At 51.8% G+C, this 15389-nt stretch carries 10 protein-coding genes; 6 read left to right on the forward strand and 4 right to left on the reverse strand.

Annotation, left to right across the window (positions count from 1 at the left end; translation table 11 throughout):
* Positions 1-11 precede the first annotated feature (11 nt).
* From WJM45_RS04440 to WJM45_RS04450, 3 genes are read right to left on the reverse strand one after another with little or no spacing between them, the layout of a single operon-like run.
* Entirely contained in the window at positions 12-3755 is a 3744-nt protein-coding gene (locus WJM45_RS04440) for a translocation/assembly module TamB domain-containing protein (RefSeq protein ID WP_341327781.1), read from the reverse strand.
* Positions 3752-5569 carry an autotransporter assembly complex family protein gene (locus WJM45_RS04445; RefSeq protein ID WP_341327782.1) on the reverse strand — a complete coding sequence of 606 codons (1818 nt, stop codon included), beginning with the start codon at positions 5567-5569 and terminating at the stop codon, positions 3752-3754. Before WJM45_RS04445 ends, WJM45_RS04440 begins: the two co-directional genes overlap by 4 nt.
* A 44-nt stretch (positions 5570-5613) precedes the next feature.
* Positions 5614-6015, reverse strand: a complete 402-nt coding sequence (locus WJM45_RS04450; protein WP_341327783.1) for a hypothetical protein — start codon at positions 6013-6015, stop codon at positions 5614-5616.
* Between the two features lie 353 nt (positions 6016-6368).
* On the opposite strand from WJM45_RS04450, the gene WJM45_RS04455 reads away from it, so the two are divergent.
* The 6 genes from WJM45_RS04455 to folE2 all read left to right on the forward strand — a co-directional run bounded on the left by WJM45_RS04455 (position 6369) and on the right by folE2 (position 13798).
* Complete coding sequence (locus WJM45_RS04455; RefSeq protein ID WP_341327784.1) at positions 6369-8390, forward strand: TonB-dependent receptor; 2022 nt, start codon at positions 6369-6371, stop codon at positions 8388-8390.
* 335 nt (positions 8391-8725) lie between these two features.
* Positions 8726-9331 carry a serine protease gene (locus tag WJM45_RS04460; protein WP_341327785.1) on the forward strand — a complete coding sequence of 202 codons (606 nt, stop codon included), beginning with the start codon at positions 8726-8728 and terminating at the stop codon, positions 9329-9331.
* Between the two features lie 574 nt (positions 9332-9905).
* Positions 9906-11147, forward strand: coding sequence for a zinc metallochaperone GTPase ZigA (gene zigA / locus WJM45_RS04465; protein ID WP_341327786.1), 1242 nt, complete (start codon positions 9906-9908; stop codon positions 11145-11147).
* 12 nt (positions 11148-11159) lie between these two features.
* Entirely contained in the window at positions 11160-11843 is a 684-nt protein-coding gene (locus WJM45_RS04470; RefSeq protein ID WP_341327787.1) for a DUF1826 domain-containing protein, read from the forward strand.
* Between the two features lie 123 nt (positions 11844-11966).
* Positions 11967-12929 (forward strand): GTP-binding protein, encoded by a 963-nt coding sequence (locus WJM45_RS04475; RefSeq protein ID WP_341327788.1) that lies wholly within the window; start codon positions 11967-11969, stop codon positions 12927-12929.
* Between the two features lie 56 nt (positions 12930-12985).
* On the forward strand, positions 12986-13798 hold the full coding sequence (gene folE2 / locus WJM45_RS04480) for a GTP cyclohydrolase FolE2 (protein WP_341327789.1): 813 nt from the start codon (positions 12986-12988) through the stop codon (positions 13796-13798).
* Between the two features lie 695 nt (positions 13799-14493).
* Here folE2 and WJM45_RS04485 read toward each other — a convergent pair.
* Entirely contained in the window at positions 14494-15183 is a 690-nt protein-coding gene (locus WJM45_RS04485; protein WP_341327790.1) for a hypothetical protein, read from the reverse strand.
* Positions 15184-15389: the final 206 nt, after the last annotated feature.

Consider the following 15389-nt stretch of genomic DNA (forward strand, 5'->3'; position numbering starts at 1 on the left):
CTTTAGAGTAATCAGTCCTTTTCCAACCGGTACTTCAAATCGATCCTTTGCGATTCTCCGGCACGGGTCTGCAGACTAAAATTTTGATTCAATTTTTGTTCCAAAATGATGGCATAGGTATTGGAAAATAGGCCTAATGAAAAACCTAGATATAAATCGGGATTAATGTATTTGCCGAGGCGCACGGCGGTGTCTTCGAGGCGCTGTGCTTCCTCGACCTCGAATTGGTCGAATCCTAACTGGTTGCTGAGCCACGAAAGTTCGCCGGCTCCATAGTTAATCGCGGCCTTAGCCAGCATGTTGGCTTGCGATTCGCCGGTACGTTGTAACGACCGGCCGGTCAGCAGATAGGCGAGTGCATCGGATTCCGGCATCGGCGGTCGGCTCGATACTTTGGTTTGCGGCGATTTGGCCGGCCCGGTCACAGTCAATACCGCAGTCACATCTTCGCCGGTGGCTTTGCGTGTCGCTTCGAAGTTTAGCCACGGATTGTCCACCGGTCCGTTGAATAAAAATTCGCCTTTCGCGATTGTCAAATCCTGGCCGTAAGCCTTGTATCTCGCATCTTTCATCGCGACCCGTCCGAGCATGCGTTGCGTACCGGGCGAGGAAGTATAACGCAGATTGCCGGTCAGTCGGGTATCCATGCCGTAGCCGGAGAAGCGCGCCTGTTCGCAGAGCAAGATGCCGATATCGGTTTGCAGATTTAAAGCGGTTTTTTCTTCCTCGATAATTTCCCGGTTGATAATGATTTCATCGGCACTGGGCGCGATCGCGGTTTCCGGTAATTCGACCAGTTTCAACTCGGCGTTGTCGACGGTGACGTCGCCGGCGACTCGGATTACCGCTTCGCTTTGCTTGACCGTCAGGCGCGGTGAGATGCTGATTTCGGCTTCGGGAATTCGGGCTATTTCGAATTCGCTACCGGTGATTGATAGCTCCGCCGGAAAGCCGGTTTCCGGATTCAGCTCGAAGGCGCCGTCGAGATAGAGGGAGCCTTTACCGGAGTCGATGCGTCCGGACAAGGCCAACTGTTCGGGCTGTCCCGGCTGCCCCGACAATCTGAGGTTGATGTTGTGCGGATGAATGCCGATTTCAGGTACATCGAGTTCGGTATTGCTGAGTTGCAGCAGACCGCTGATTTCCGGACGTTCGGTGTCGCCGGCAAGGGTCAGGTCGGCCGTGATCCGGCCTTTGAGGTTTTCGATATCCTGCACTAGCTGATCGACCAGGTTTAAGTCGGCAATCGACGCTTGCAGGTTGCCTGTCAAAGACTGTGCTTTTGTTGCGGCGAGCGGTGCGGTTTTGATTTGCGCACTGATGAAGTCATGGCCGGTCAATCCGATGCGCAACTCGGCATCGAGTCGTTCGTCGCCGTATTGCGCTTTCATCCGAGTTTCGGACAAAGCAAAAATAAGGGGTTTCTTACCGTCTCGGGAAAGTTGTAGAGATGCATTTGCGACCGTGGCGTCGGCATCGGCCGTCAGGCGCGCGCCTCGTTTTAGTAATTTGGCGTTGGCATTGAGCGCACCGTCTAGGCTCATGTTTTCGGGCAACCACGGTTTAGCCGTGGCCAAATCGATACTGCGTAATTCGGCAGTGGCGTTCAGACGACGCTCGATCGAGCCGTCGGCGCTTAGGCAGATCGCCGCATCGGCTTGAATGAGGCAGTTTTCTGGCAGGTTGACACCGATATCGTCGCCGGCGAAATCCAGCCGAATCGGCCAAGACCGTTCGAGTTGCCATTGCTTGAGTTGCGCTGGGTCGATGTCGAGTCTTTCCAGTGTGGCAAGCCAGCGTTGCTTGCTAAAGTTGCCCGTCAGCTCGGTTTGAAGCTGTACGATGTCCGATATCAGCTTCGCGTCGAACCGGTGAGCGCTCAACGATCCCGAGCCTTGCAGCTTCAATTCATCGATCGCTTGCCCATCCAACTCTAAGCCTTGCAGAACTAGGTCGAGTTTTGAGCGTTGGCCCAAGGCTTCGGCATAGTCGAGATTCAGCGTTAGCTGGCTGAATCTAAAATCTTGGTAATTGAGTTTATTGGCATTTAATTGAGCTTTGACGGCAGGGTCCAGGTAATTGCCACGAACGGTGCCTTTGCCCTTGATCGAGCCGGAAAGTCCCGGCCAAACCGCCGCGAGATTGGGCGCATCGATCGAAAAATCGAGATTGGAACGGGTTTCGGCCAGAATGCCGTCGGCCGTCAGGCGATTAGCGGACGATTGCAGCTGTAGTTGGTCGATTGTCAGGTGCTGTTCGGCGAAAGCGAGTTTGCCTCGACCTTGAATCGGGCTATCGAAAAGCGTGCCATGCAGTTTTTCGATCGTGAGCATGCCTGTCAATTGTTCTTCGGCAAAGCGTCCTGATGCCGCGGCTTGAAGATTGAGCGAGCCGCTGATGTCGGGCGTAAAATCGCCCGGATCGAGCCTTTGGGCATTCAGGTCCAGCGCGAAATCTATCGCGTCGCGCCACGAAACTTGGCCTTTCAGGTCCAACCGTCCTTGTTTCGGACGTAGAGACAATTGATGTATATCGATCGCTTCGGTACTGCCTTGTCCGTTGAAAATTAGGTCGAACGGCGGCAATTGTTCCATTGCCAGCTTGGTATTCAATTCGATCCGGTAATCGTCCAAGGTTCCGCTCAAGTCGAAACGGCCTTGTTCGGTTTCGACCTGGGGCGGGCCGGATAGCGGCCATTGCAGCTTTTTCCAATCGCCGGTTAAATCGACGCTGATCGGTTCGTCTGACCACACAACACGGCCGGCAACGGTAAAATGGCCTTGTTTGGGCGCCATTTCCAGCCGTTCGAGCGTCAACGAATCGCTATCGCCATAGCCTGCCAATTGCAATTCGAACGATTCCTGCTCGGCCGACAGTTGTGCGGCCAGATCGATGCGGTAATCATCCACGTTGCCGTCGATCGTAAACTCACCCTTAGGGCTTGCGATATCGGCTTTGCCGTCCAGCGGCCATTGCAATCGTTGCCAACGGCCGGAGACCGAAAAGGCCGGAACGCTGTCGGCCAAATTGAGCCGGGCTTCGTGATCTAACCGAAAAGGGCCTTCGGCGTGGCCCGTCAGCATGAGTTCGTTGAGCGTGCCCAGTGCGGTCATTTCACCGTCAATCGACGGCGTTTCCGGAAGTTTCAATTGCCAGGCCAATTGCGCCGATAACGGAAAATCTGCTTGCAGTTCGACTTCCGCGCGTCCGTAAATGGCTGCCTCCGGCATTTCCAGCGCGAGGCCTTTCAGGCGCAACGTATTATCGATCAAGGCGGCGCGCAGACGAAAGCGGTCGATCATGATGTCTTGCTCGCCGCTTCGGTAACGTGTCGCCTGTAAGTCGATATCATCGATTAGGATAGCCAAAGGGATGTTCGGCATCGAAAAAGGCTCGTCATCTACGGGCTCGGGAGCCTCGCCCGTTATCTCGATTGATAAGCCGTTCGTTGCAAGCCTGCCGATATTCAGTGTGCCGCTCAACAAGGCCGATGGCTTCCAGCCGAAAACGAATGTGTCCAGCGTGATCTGTTCGGTTTCGCTACGGTAGACGAGTTTGTTTAGGGTTAGCTCGCCAAGCAGCGTACCGTCGATGCGCTCCACTTCGGCATCGAGTTCGGCGACGCTTAACCCAGTTTGTATTAGCCAGCGGCTGCCCGGTTCAGTGCCGAGTATCGCCAACAGTGCGATCGGTAGACTAAACAGCACACCGATCAGTGTCAGCACGAGCGCCTTGAAAAAAGCTTTTGCGGTCACAGCTGCGATCCCGCCGAGAAATGCACCTGAAACGACGAACCCGATTCATGAAAAGGCACTGCGAAATCGATCCGCACCGGACCGACCGGCGATATCCAGCGGATGCCGAGTCCCGCGCCGATTTTTACATCGATATCGCCGAAATCGTTATGCGCGTTGCCGCCGTCGACAAAGGCCGCAACGCCCCATTGATCGCCTATGAATTGTTCGTATTCGAGGCTCAACACGGACAGCATCTTGCCGCCGATCACTTGGCCGGCCGCATTGGTCGGACCGAGTTCTTTGTATTCGTAGCCTCGTATCGATTGCGCGCCGCCGGCATAATAACGATATGTCGTTGGCAAATCCTCGAAATTACTGACTAAGCTTGCGCCGACGTCACCACGCATGATGAAGCGCCCGGACCAAGGCACGCCGGTAATCAATCGCGCGCCGGCGCCGGCTTGCACGAAACTCAGCGACGAGACGGCCGATTCGTGCGCGCCGGCCAAAGAAAAATTCAAGTGATAACCTTCGGTGGGTCGGATCGGCGAGTTACTGCGCGTGTATTGCAGGCGAACGCCGGGTATCAATAACAAGGCGCTGCTATCGACATCGGCCGATTGGAACGACTCGTAAACGAGATCCAGAAAGCCGATTTGCTGCCAGCCGCTCGGTGCTATGCGTTGCCGTTGTGCCGATAGTTTGAACATATTCGAAGTGAATGCATCAGGATCTTCCCGTTTGAAGCCCGCGCCGAGACTGAAAAAGTCGCTGGTCGGTTGTTGTAGCGGAATGTTATAGCGGCTTTCCGCGGTCGACAGCACCGGCGACAGGTCCAAGGCCGCGTTGAAAGTGTGTCCGCGCCTATTTAGCCGCCGATTGGTATAACCTAAGCTGAACAGCGGGCCGAAATTCGTGTCGTAACCGACGCCGACTTCGTAGCTGTGTTTCTTTTGAGGATAGAGCGCGATGTCGACCGGCACTTTTAAAGCGACCGCGTCGTCGATACGAGGCCGGATTTCTATGGTCCTGAAATAACCGCCTGCGGTTAGATTGTTGTAGGTGTCGGCCAGTTTTCGGCTTGAATAAGACTCGTCTTCTTCAAGCGGGATAAAGCGTTGAACGAAGTCCGGATTCAGAATGTCTTGATCAATATTGACTTCGCCGAAGAAATAGCGCTGTCCGGATGCGAAATCGAGAACGATTTTGGCGCTGTTGCGTTCGGTATCGACTTTGATCGCGCTTTTCAGAAATCTGGCGTCGAAATAGCCGCGTTCCTGGGCGAGAGATTGAAAACTGCTCTTGAACGATTCGTAGCGTCCATGGTGTAGAATTTTGCCGGTTTTGATGGGGTTTTTGGTAAGCAATTGCTTATACGCCGTATCGAACTCCGCCTCTCCCGTGATACTTATGGCAAGTTCTTCGATGCGCACCGGCGGGCCGCGGGTAATTTTGAATTCGGCGTGCCAGCAGTCTTCGTTGAAGTCCAGTTTTTTTTCGACGCGGGTGTGATAGTAGCCAAGCGCCCGCATCGCTTTGTCGATTTCGGTTTCGGCTTGCGCGAATAGACGATTGAGCCGCCATTGCGGCGCGTCGCAAGCTTCCTTGGCCAAACTCAAGAAGGCGCGCACATTGGCTTTTTGTCCGCTGCTGACGCCTGAAATGACAATCTCCGGGGTATCGGGCTCGAAAACGTCGAACGGCAGCAAACGGCGCAGCATGGCTTGAAAACCGCTTTCGCTTTCAAGTGTCGTAGCGGCGATGCCGTTGCAAGAAACAAGCAACAATGCCGGGAGACAGAGGCTTTTTCGGCACTTGAAGATGCTTAACATAAAAATGAAGGCCGAAAATTTCGGCCCATGCTGTCAGGGATTTATTAATCGGATAACGGAAAGACTTCGATCGACTCGGCGGGTTGAGGCGCCGGGTAAGATGGATAAGCGCTTTCTTGAGGTCGACCGGTTTGGTAAAGCCTTTCGCCTTCTTCGAGTAGTTTTTTGCCTTGTTCGATCATGTTTTGGCCATCTTTGACTTGAAGCTCGCCTTGCGCGACCAGTTTCTTGCCTTCGTTGATCGTATCGCGGCCTTCGGCAATTCTTTTATTGCCGTCCTTGACCAGGCGGCTGCCTTCATTCCATTTAATGCCGGCTTCGATGAATGGACCGCCTTGTTTAATCATCAGATCGCCTTTGCTGGGTGCGGGCGTGTTGCAACCGGTCAATTGAGTAGCGAATACCGAAAGTACCGGCAATAGGATCGATAATTTGGTTTTTGACATGACTGGGCCTTTTGATTTGGAAAAAACGAGCCGGTATTATAACGTAATTAAGGAATTAGCGGGCTCCAGAGGGAGGATTCATTCGAAGAGGGGAGGGGTGGTGAAATCCTTCGAAAGCGATTTTGGGTTTGAGCTCGGATAGCGAGAAAAAAATCCGCTTGCCGATTGTTACAGTATAACGTATCTTATTATTTTTTTATGGATCTCTTTGCTGCTTTGCAGAAAAATTTAAGAAATAGTCGCGATAAATTGCCGGTTAGTCTGAATTCATGCACAAATTATTTATATTATTGTTAGTTCCCTTCGCTTCGGTGGGTCATGCTGCCGATGTAAACAAAGCTTCGAAATCCATTATGTTGGATAAAATCGTCGTCAGTTCGCCATTGCCGCAATCGGCTTCCGATACCGCTTTGCCCGTGACTATTTTGAGCGGCGAAGAATTGCGTTTGAAAGCGGGTAGCACGATCGGCGACACCTTGAAGTACGAGCCGGGCATTCATAGTCAATCCTTCGGTCCCGGTGTCGGACAACCGGTCATTCGGGGTCAAACCGGATCGCGAGCGCAAGTTCTGCAAAACGGCTTGGGCAGTCTCGATGCGGCCTCGATCAGTCCGGATCATGCGAACAGCACCGAGGGCTTTTGGGCCGAACGGATCGAGGTATTGAAAGGCCCGGCCACGCTACTTTACGGCGGCGGCGCGATCGGCGGCGTGGTCAATGTCATCGACAACCGCATTCCGGATCGTGTTCCGGACAAATTGATCGAAGGCGCGGCCGAACAGCGCTATAACTTCGTCAACGAAGGTAAGACCACGGCTTTCAAATTGGAAGGCGGCAAGGATTTCTTCGCGTGGCATCTGGACGGCATGTTCCGCGAAAGCATCGACATGCAGATTCCCGGATTGGCGGTCGACGAATCCGCCGAGGCCGAAAGCCATGACGATCATGACGATGAAGATACTTTCAATAGTCGGGGACGTTTGCTGAATTCGAACACTCGGGCGCGCACCGGAACCGTAGGCTTTTCCTTTGTCGGCGATCCGGGGTTTATCGGATTTTCCATCAACCATCTCGACAACAATTACGGGGTGCCGCTCGGAGCACATGCGCATCATGACGAAGAAGGAGAGGACGAACATCATGATGCGGAGATACCCGAACGGGTGCGCATCGACCTGAAGCAAACCCGCTATGACATGAAGGGCGAGATTCTCGAGCCGCTGCCGTTTGCAGAAAAATTAAAGGTGAGGCTGGGTTACAACGACTATAAACACACCGAAATCGAAAACGGGGAAAAGGGCACGGTCTATACCAACACCGGATTGGATAGTCGGCTTGAGTTGATTCAAAAGCCTTGGCTATTGTTCGATCACGGTGTGGTCGGCGTGCAAACCAAAAACAGTGAATTCGAAGCAAAGGGTGATGAAGCGGTCGTGCCGCGTTCCGATATCGATTCGTTCGGATTTTTTACGATCCAGGACATTCATGCAGGACCGATGACTTATGAATTCGGCGCGCGCGTCGAGCAGCAATTCATCGATCCGGACGGCCAAAAGCAAAGCTCGCATACGCCGGTGAGCGGTTCGGCATCGGCGCTCTGGCATTTTACCGATCAGGATTCGGTCCGCTTGTCGTTTACCCATGCCCAGCGCGCGCCGGACGTACAGGAATTGTTTTCCAACGGTCCGCATTTAGCGACCAACAGTTTCGATATCGGAAATGCGGGATTGGAAGTCGAGGCTGCGAACAATCTGGAATTGGGGCTGCATTTCGAGCGCGACTGGGTTCATGCCGACTTCAATCTTTATCATAACTGGGTCAACAATTACATCGCGCAAATCAGAACAGGCGAGGTTTTCGACGAAGATCATGGCGAGATCGAGGATGAATGCGATCATGATCACGAGTGTTTGCCGGTTTTCCGAGCGCAACAACGAGATGCGATTTTGAAGGGTTTCGAAACGCAAGTGACCTTTCCGTTGCTGAAAACGCGTTACGGACAGTTGGACAGTCAGTTTTTCGGCGATTACGTGCGCGGACAATTTACCGACGGCAGCGATATTCCCCGAATGCCGCCTTTACGGTACGGCATGCAGCTTTCTTGGGAGCATTCGGCATGGGCCGCGAATGTGCGCATTACACGAGCCGAAAGGCAGGAAAACCCGGGTGACAACGAGACCGAAACCCCCGGTTATTGGCTTTTGAATAGTACCGCGAATTATCGGATTAATGCCGGCGATACCGCCGATTTGTTGCTCTTCGTCAAAGCCAGTAACCTGCTGAATCAGGATATCCGTAATTCGGTGTCTTATCTACGCAATATCGCACCCGAAGCCGGGCGTGCCGTGGAGTTAGGTGTTCGCGTCGCATTTTAGACGTTAAGGCTGTGTATGCTTCGAATCTAGGATCTAAACAAACTGCGCACTTCTTTCTCGTTCCCACCGCTCCAGCGTGGGAATGCATACCGATCCTGTTTCGGCAGCCAAAGTATGGATTCTCACGGAGGACCGAGGGAATCAGAAATAACCTTATCTAATTGACTTTAAACATTCTTGCGGTAAAAACTCCAGGATAGGTCGAAAAAGTTGACCCGAGTTCTATTCGTTTACGCTAGCTGGGAGGAAAAATGAGCCGTATTCGAAGTTTCGGATTATTTTGGTGTTCAATTGGGCTTTTTTGCTCGTCTCAGGCTTGTGCCATAGAGCCCGACATGGAACTGTCGCTCAGCGTCGTCAAAGTGATCGCCCGAGATGCAGCCGGAAAAACTTATATGGGATCCGGCGTCATTATAGCGCCAGGCAAGGTCGCGACCAATTGTCATGTCACGCGAAATGCGGAGCAAATCGTCTTATTTAAATCGGGCCATGCTTATCCGGTATTGAAACAGGCCGCCCTGACGGAATTGGATGCCTGTATTCTCGAAACCGATTCCATCCCTTTACCTGCTGCGAAGCTGGCTTTATCCGCAGACTTCTCGGTTGGAACGCCGGTTTACATGTATGGCTATCCTTTCGCCTTAGGGATGCGCTCCAGGCCGGCCTCGATTGTTGCCTTTCATCCTTATCATACCGGTCATGTATTCGAAATCGATGCCGGTTTCATGCAGGGAGCCAGCGGCGGCGGTATTTTTAACGAAGCGGGCGAATTGGTCGGCTTAATGACCTTTATCGGAAAGGAAGGCAATGATTTTCATTTTTATGCGATTCCTGCCGAGTGGCTGGTTAAGGCGGCGCAAGCGCCTTTTGTCGCGATCCATGCTTTCAAAGGACTTAGCTTTTGGGAGAGCGGCTCTTTCAAGCCTGAAACCAAATATTGAGATAAGGTATCGATTCGGTATCCCAATACGTTATCCTAGAAAAAGCATTTCACCATGAAGGGCATGAAGATAATGAAGGGAAGAGTCGTAGGGGGGTAGCAGCGAAGAGGAACTCCATCGTTTTGTTTGAGTTTACTCCCTTTTGATCGAAAAACTATCTAAGAAAAAAGGTATGGGATGTGTCTATCGAGGACCGCCGTAAACCCGTCCATGGGGGCTTGACGGCAGCAATCCCTGCTGCCGACATCCTCGCTAGCCACACCCCATACCTACATAAAGTTAACTATTTTTTGAGTATAAAGGGAGTAGGGCGGAAAAGGGGTTAATCGATGCATAAAAAGTAACCTGCCCCCTTTTTTCCTTTTTTTAATGGTTAGTAACACATTGAGATTGAAAATGCTGTATCTTCAAGTCCTTCATGCTCTTCATGGTAAAAAAGTAAATGACATTTTTTTGAAATCCTTTATGAGTTTCATGGTTAAACTGCCGAATTTAGGGCAAAGGAACAGCGAAATTGCGATATCTTAAAGATATTTTATATTGTAACAATTGATTCAACACAAAGACTCTCCCAATGTTTATCGAAGATACACCATCCAAGTTGCCAGTAACGGTTTTGTCCGGGTTTTTAGGGGCCGGTAAAACGACTCTGCTCAATCACATTTTGACCAATCGGGACAATCTCAAGATCGCCGTGATCGTCAACGATATGAGCGAAGTCAATATCGATGCCGCGACGGTCAAGAACGAGATCGAACTCAACCGTTCCGAGGAAAAGCTGGTCGAAATGAGCAACGGCTGCATCTGCTGCACGCTGCGCGAGGATTTGCTCGTCGAAGTCGGGCAAATGGCTCGCGAAGGCCGCTTCGATTATTTATTGATCGAATCGACCGGTATTGCCGAACCGATGCCGATCGCCGAAACCTTTACGTTCCGAGATGAAGAAGGGCGCAGCCTATCCGATGTCGCAAAGCTCGATACCTTGGTGACCGTCGTCGATGCGGTCAATTTCATGCGTGATTACATGGAAGCCCAATCGTTGAAGGAAATCGACGCCGAATTGGGCGAGGACGACGAACGCAATATCGCCGATCTCTTGGTCGATCAAATCGAGTTCAGCAATGTCATTCTGATTTCCAAGGTCGACCTAATCAGCCGCGACGAGCTCGCCAATTTGACCGGAATACTAACCCACTTGAATCCCGATGCGGAAATTATCCCGATGATCATGGGACAAGCCCCGCTCGTCAAAATTTTGAATACCGGTCGTTTCGACTTCGACAAAGCGTCGCAGGCACCCGGTTGGCTCCAAGAGATGCGAGGGGCGCATACGCCCGAAACCGAAGAATACGACATCGCCAGTTTCGTCTATCATGCCCGCCGTCCGTTTCATCCTGAACGGTTTTACGACTATTTGCATCACGGCGATTGGAATAACGGGACATTATTGCGCTCGAAAGGCTTTTTTTGGCTCGCGTCGCGGCCCGAATGGGTCGGCACATGGTCGCAAGCCGGCGGCATCATGCAGCACGGCTGCGCGGGGCGCTGGTGGGCGTCTGTGACTAAAAGCGAATGGCCCGAAGCCTATAAAGACGATATCGAAGCTCAGTGGCGGGAGCCGTTCGGCGATTGCCGCCAGGAATTGGTGTTCATCGGACAGAATGTCGATGCCGAACAAACCCGGAACGAGCTCGATGCCTGTTTATTGACCGATGAAGAGCTCGCGGCGGGCGCCGAAGCCTGGCAATACTATCAAGACGATTTTCCGCCTTGGCTGGAAACGGCCGAAACCGAAGCCGAAGACATCATGAATTGAACGAGGTAAATCATGTCCGCCTTAGCCCAAGACCTATTTCGCGCGCCTTATTCGGAAGCGGTACTGTCCGACGATTTGGCCGATTTGAGCCGAATCTATCAGGATGAAGTCAATCTGTGCGTGATTGAGCGCAGCATCGATCCGCGTATCGAGTCGTTCATCGATTCATTGCTCGCAAGTCCTCAAGAAATTAGCGAGATTCATAATCTTTCGATCGCCGATTTCGATTTCAGCGGCTTGATTCCTCATGCATCGAATATCGATGGTTATCTTGAGTTTTATCGCGACGCGGCGATGCTGACGACATTGTTTTGCGATTTATTCGAGCTCGAGCGCGTCGGCTTGCGTTTACGAACCCTCGACCGGCCGATGTGCCCGAAATTCCATGTCGATCATGTGCCGTGCCGCATGGTCTCGACTTACGGTGGCATCGGTACCGAATGGCTCGAAGACCGAGCGGTCGACCGCGCCAAATTGGGCATCCATACGCATGGCTTGAATGACAGGCAAGCCGGCGTGATTTTGGACGAATCCTCGATTCATCGAATGCCCGCTTTTTCGGTCGGTCTGCTGAAAGGCAGCAATTGGGCCGGGAACGAACGGCACGGCGCGGTGCATCGTTCGCCGAAACCGAGCGAGGATTGCCCTCGGCGCTTGTTATTGACATTGGATTTTACCAACGAAATTCCAGATTAGTAGTCCGGATGTCGCTAAGTGCCGCCCGGCTCAGTAGAATCTACGAAATTATCGTATTCTGCTACGCTGCGATTAATGCCAACGCTGAACCCTAACCTTCGATAATTTTATCAATTAAGTGTCATGGCCTCATCGAAAACGATCGAACGGATACCGGTGATCGTGCTAAGCGGTTTTCTCGGCAGCGGCAAAACGACGCTATTGAATCGCTTGCTCCGCGCCGAACCGCATTCGGCCGTGATCATCAACGAATTCGGCTCGACGCCGATCGATCAAGAACTGCTCGCGGAGCATAAGATCCCGTTGACAACGCTGTCGGGCGGTTGTTTATGCTGCCAAGTGCGCGGCTCGTTAGCGCCGATGTTAAAAAATCTGCGCATGGCATACGATGCCAAACCGGATAAACCGTTCAGCCGTATTTTTATCGAAACCAGCGGCGTGGCCAGTCCCGAGCCGATTCTCGATACGCTGTTGAACGAGCGTTGGTTGGCGCCGCGCTATCATTATCAAGGCATGATTACGACCGTCTCGGCGCTAGCCGCCGAAACGTATCTGGCGCGTTTTCCCGAATCCCAAGCGCAGATCGCTTGGGCCGATAAGCTCGTACTGACCCAAACCGATTTGGCCGAGGCCGCGCAAGTCGAGCGGGTGCAAAACCGCCTGAACGAATTGGCGCCGTCGATTGCGCATCTCGAATCGGGGCAAGATGCAGGTTTGGCGGAGGCTCTGCTCGATTTCGGTAGCCTATTTCGCCCGATCGCTCAGCCTCGGTCCGGCGATTTGCCCGAGCACGGTTTCAATAGCGTGTCGTTGCAACTGGAACAGCCGGTCGCTTGGACGCGCTTGCAAGTGGTGCTCGAAGAACTTTTGGGTAACCCGCAAAGTACTATCGTCAGAGTGAAGGGCGTGATCTTTACCGAGGAACACGACAGCCCGATGGCGGTCCATGGCATTGCCGGTAAATTGTTTCCGCCGTCGCCGATGCCGCTGCGGGAGAATGTCGATAACCGAGGGCGCCTGGTCTTTATTGCCGGCGGCGATATCAAGACTTTGGCCGAAACCGTAATGAACGCGTTGCGGCAATGAGGTGTCGAAAGTTCAACCGATCCGGGCTATCAATATTTATTTCAAGGTATTCATCGATGAACAATCAATCAAGCATCCCCTCTTCGGAAAACGCTATCGTCGACGTGCAAGGCATTGCCGATTCGCGGCGTATCGCGATCGACAAGGTCGGCATCAAGGCGATTCGCCATCCGATACGGGTCAAGGACCGGTCGGTCGGCGAACAGCACACGATCGGTCTATTCGATATGTATGTCAATTTGCCTCACGACTTCAAAGGCACGCATATGTCGCGCTTCGTCGAGATTTTGAATCAACACGACCGCGAAATCAGCGTCGAATCGTTCGGCTCGATGCTCGAAGAAATGGTGCAGCGCCTGGATGCGCAGTCGGGCTATATCGAAATGCAGTTTCCTTTTTTTATCGACAAGGTCGCGCCGGTCAGCGGCGTGCGCAGCCTGCTCGATTATCAAGTAAGCTTGATCGGCGAAATTGCCGGCGGTGAAGTGCAAACGCGCATCAAAGTCGTCGTCCCGGTCACCAGTCTATGCCCGTGTTCCAAGACCATTTCGGACCGGGGCGCGCATAATCAACGTTCTCATGTGACGTTGACGGTACTGATCAATGATTTCATCTGGATCGAAGAATTGATCGATCTGGTCGAACAAGAAGCTTCATGCCAAATTTACGGATTGCTGAAACGGCCCGACGAAAAATATGTCACCGAATATGCTTACGACAATCCCAAATTCGTCGAGGACATGGTGCGCGATGTCGCTGCCCGGTTGGAAGCGGAATCGAGGATCAGCGCCTATATTGTCGAATCGGAAAACTTCGAATCGATTCATAATCATTCGGCGTATGCCTTGATCGAGCGGGGTAAGAGGTAGTGTCTGTTTGGCGACTCGCTTGACAGGACGCCATTCAGTACCTAAATCCAGCACCTAAATTCCATAAACCATTGGTAATGATTCAACCTGAATTCGGCAGTTTAACCATGAAGCACATGAAGTTCATGAAGGATTCCAAGAAGTTACCAAATCCTTCTCGCTAACCTTTTTGGTGAGCGAAAGTTCTATACAAACGCGTAATAAGCTATTGAATTAACTTCCTATTCTTCATGATCTTCATGGTGAAATGCTTTTTCTAGGTTCAAAATCATGGCTTATTTAGTGCTGGATTTAGGGGCTGGGTGAATACGTCAATGCAGGATCTATCCTTCCTCATTTAACGCTAGGTAGGGATCGAACGCCTCGACAATTTTTCAGGCGTTGCCGAAGCTTAAAGAGCGAAAGGTATATACCCGTCGTAGATCAAAATTCGGCGCCTGGGTGTCCGCTAAAGGACGCCGCGAATACGTCCATGTAGGCTCTATGCCAGCTCCATGCTGGCAAAGCCTTTATCGGACACCCAGGCGTCTCCTCTGGCACTGCCGAAACTTGAAGTGCGAAAGGTATAAATTCTTGCAGAGGGACTGTAAGCGCCATAGCTGCGCTCTAACGGTACTTAAAAAATCGTTGGGTTGCCGTGGCGCGCTGTCAGGCTGCCGGTTGTTGTTCCGGCAGCCGACTGTAAGGTATAGGGGCTACTTAGCCATTGTTTGTGCTTGATTCAGCATTTTAATAAATATTTGACCGAATGTTGAGGCTTTGGCGTTTTTAGGGTCTTTTTGATCATCTTGTATAGCGGCGCTAGCCGAAACAGGTTGGGGGCAAGGCTCTAGCGATTGTCTTTCACCTGTGAATCGGCCTCCTATCCTGACTTGTGCTCTGCCGGGCATTCCTAAGTCCTGCATTGGAACGGTAAGTCCCAGTAAAAAATTGCCTTTAATTACATTGCCGTCGTTGGAGACGGTGCCGTTGAATCTTTTTGTCAGATTGTACGTCAATCCAAATTCGTCAAGCATTCCAGCCAATTCGTCCATATCTTGGACGTCGACACTAAATCTACGACCTCTTGTCATTTCCCATGTGCCGTTAAATCCGGCGGGGACCTCCAGATCATCTCCTCCGAAATCTTGCAATAAGTCTAAAAGCGGTAGAGGCATGAAATAATCGCCACCCCAAGTAAAACTATGCTCCATTCCAAAAAGACCCACTCCCGGTAAGCTCACATTGACTCTCGCCAGGCGAGGGATATTGACTACTATCGACAAATTACCTGTATCCCAGCTATAACATCCTTCGGGATAAGGTTGCTCCGTTGCCGACGCTGCATTGCTTAGCCCTAAGATGATTGCGAATAGGGCTGCTTCGATTACGCTTTTAAGTTTCATAACAGATCTCCTTTGCTGCTTCATGTAAATACCATTACTACATCTATGGTTTAGTATCTTCTTTACTCCTTTTTTATAGTAAAGTCAACTTATAAGTTATGGCTTACGTATTCATGGTGCGCACAGCGGAACCCTCCGGGTTGTATACCTTTCGCACTTCAAATTTCGTCAGTGCCCTAGGTGAGATCGAGCACTCCTGTGCCGAC

The sequence above is a fragment of the Methylotuvimicrobium sp. KM2 genome, from assembly GCF_038051925.1.
Classification (GTDB): domain Bacteria; phylum Pseudomonadota; class Gammaproteobacteria; order Methylococcales; family Methylomonadaceae; genus Methylotuvimicrobium.

What these genes read in the sequence shown, in the direction of transcription:
- WJM45_RS04450 (WP_341327783.1), bottom strand. Translation starts at nt 6,015, where the DNA reads ATGTCAAAAACCAAATTATCGATCCTATTGCCGGTACTTTCGGTATTC.
- WJM45_RS04485 (WP_341327790.1), bottom strand. Translation starts at nt 15,183, where the DNA reads ATGAAACTTAAAAGCGTAATCGAAGCAGCCCTATTCGCAATCATCTTA.
- zigA (WP_341327786.1), top strand. Translation starts at nt 9,906, where the DNA reads ATGTTTATCGAAGATACACCATCCAAGTTGCCAGTAACGGTTTTGTCC.
- WJM45_RS04460 (WP_341327785.1), top strand. Translation starts at nt 8,726, where the DNA reads ATGGAACTGTCGCTCAGCGTCGTCAAAGTGATCGCCCGAGATGCAGCC.
- WJM45_RS04445 (WP_341327782.1), bottom strand. Translation starts at nt 5,569, where the DNA reads ATGTTAAGCATCTTCAAGTGCCGAAAAAGCCTCTGTCTCCCGGCATTG.
- folE2 (WP_341327789.1), top strand. Translation starts at nt 12,986, where the DNA reads ATGAACAATCAATCAAGCATCCCCTCTTCGGAAAACGCTATCGTCGAC.
- WJM45_RS04455 (WP_341327784.1), top strand. Translation starts at nt 6,369, where the DNA reads ATGTTGGATAAAATCGTCGTCAGTTCGCCATTGCCGCAATCGGCTTCC.
- WJM45_RS04470 (WP_341327787.1), top strand. Translation starts at nt 11,160, where the DNA reads ATGTCCGCCTTAGCCCAAGACCTATTTCGCGCGCCTTATTCGGAAGCG.
- WJM45_RS04475 (WP_341327788.1), top strand. Translation starts at nt 11,967, where the DNA reads ATGGCCTCATCGAAAACGATCGAACGGATACCGGTGATCGTGCTAAGC.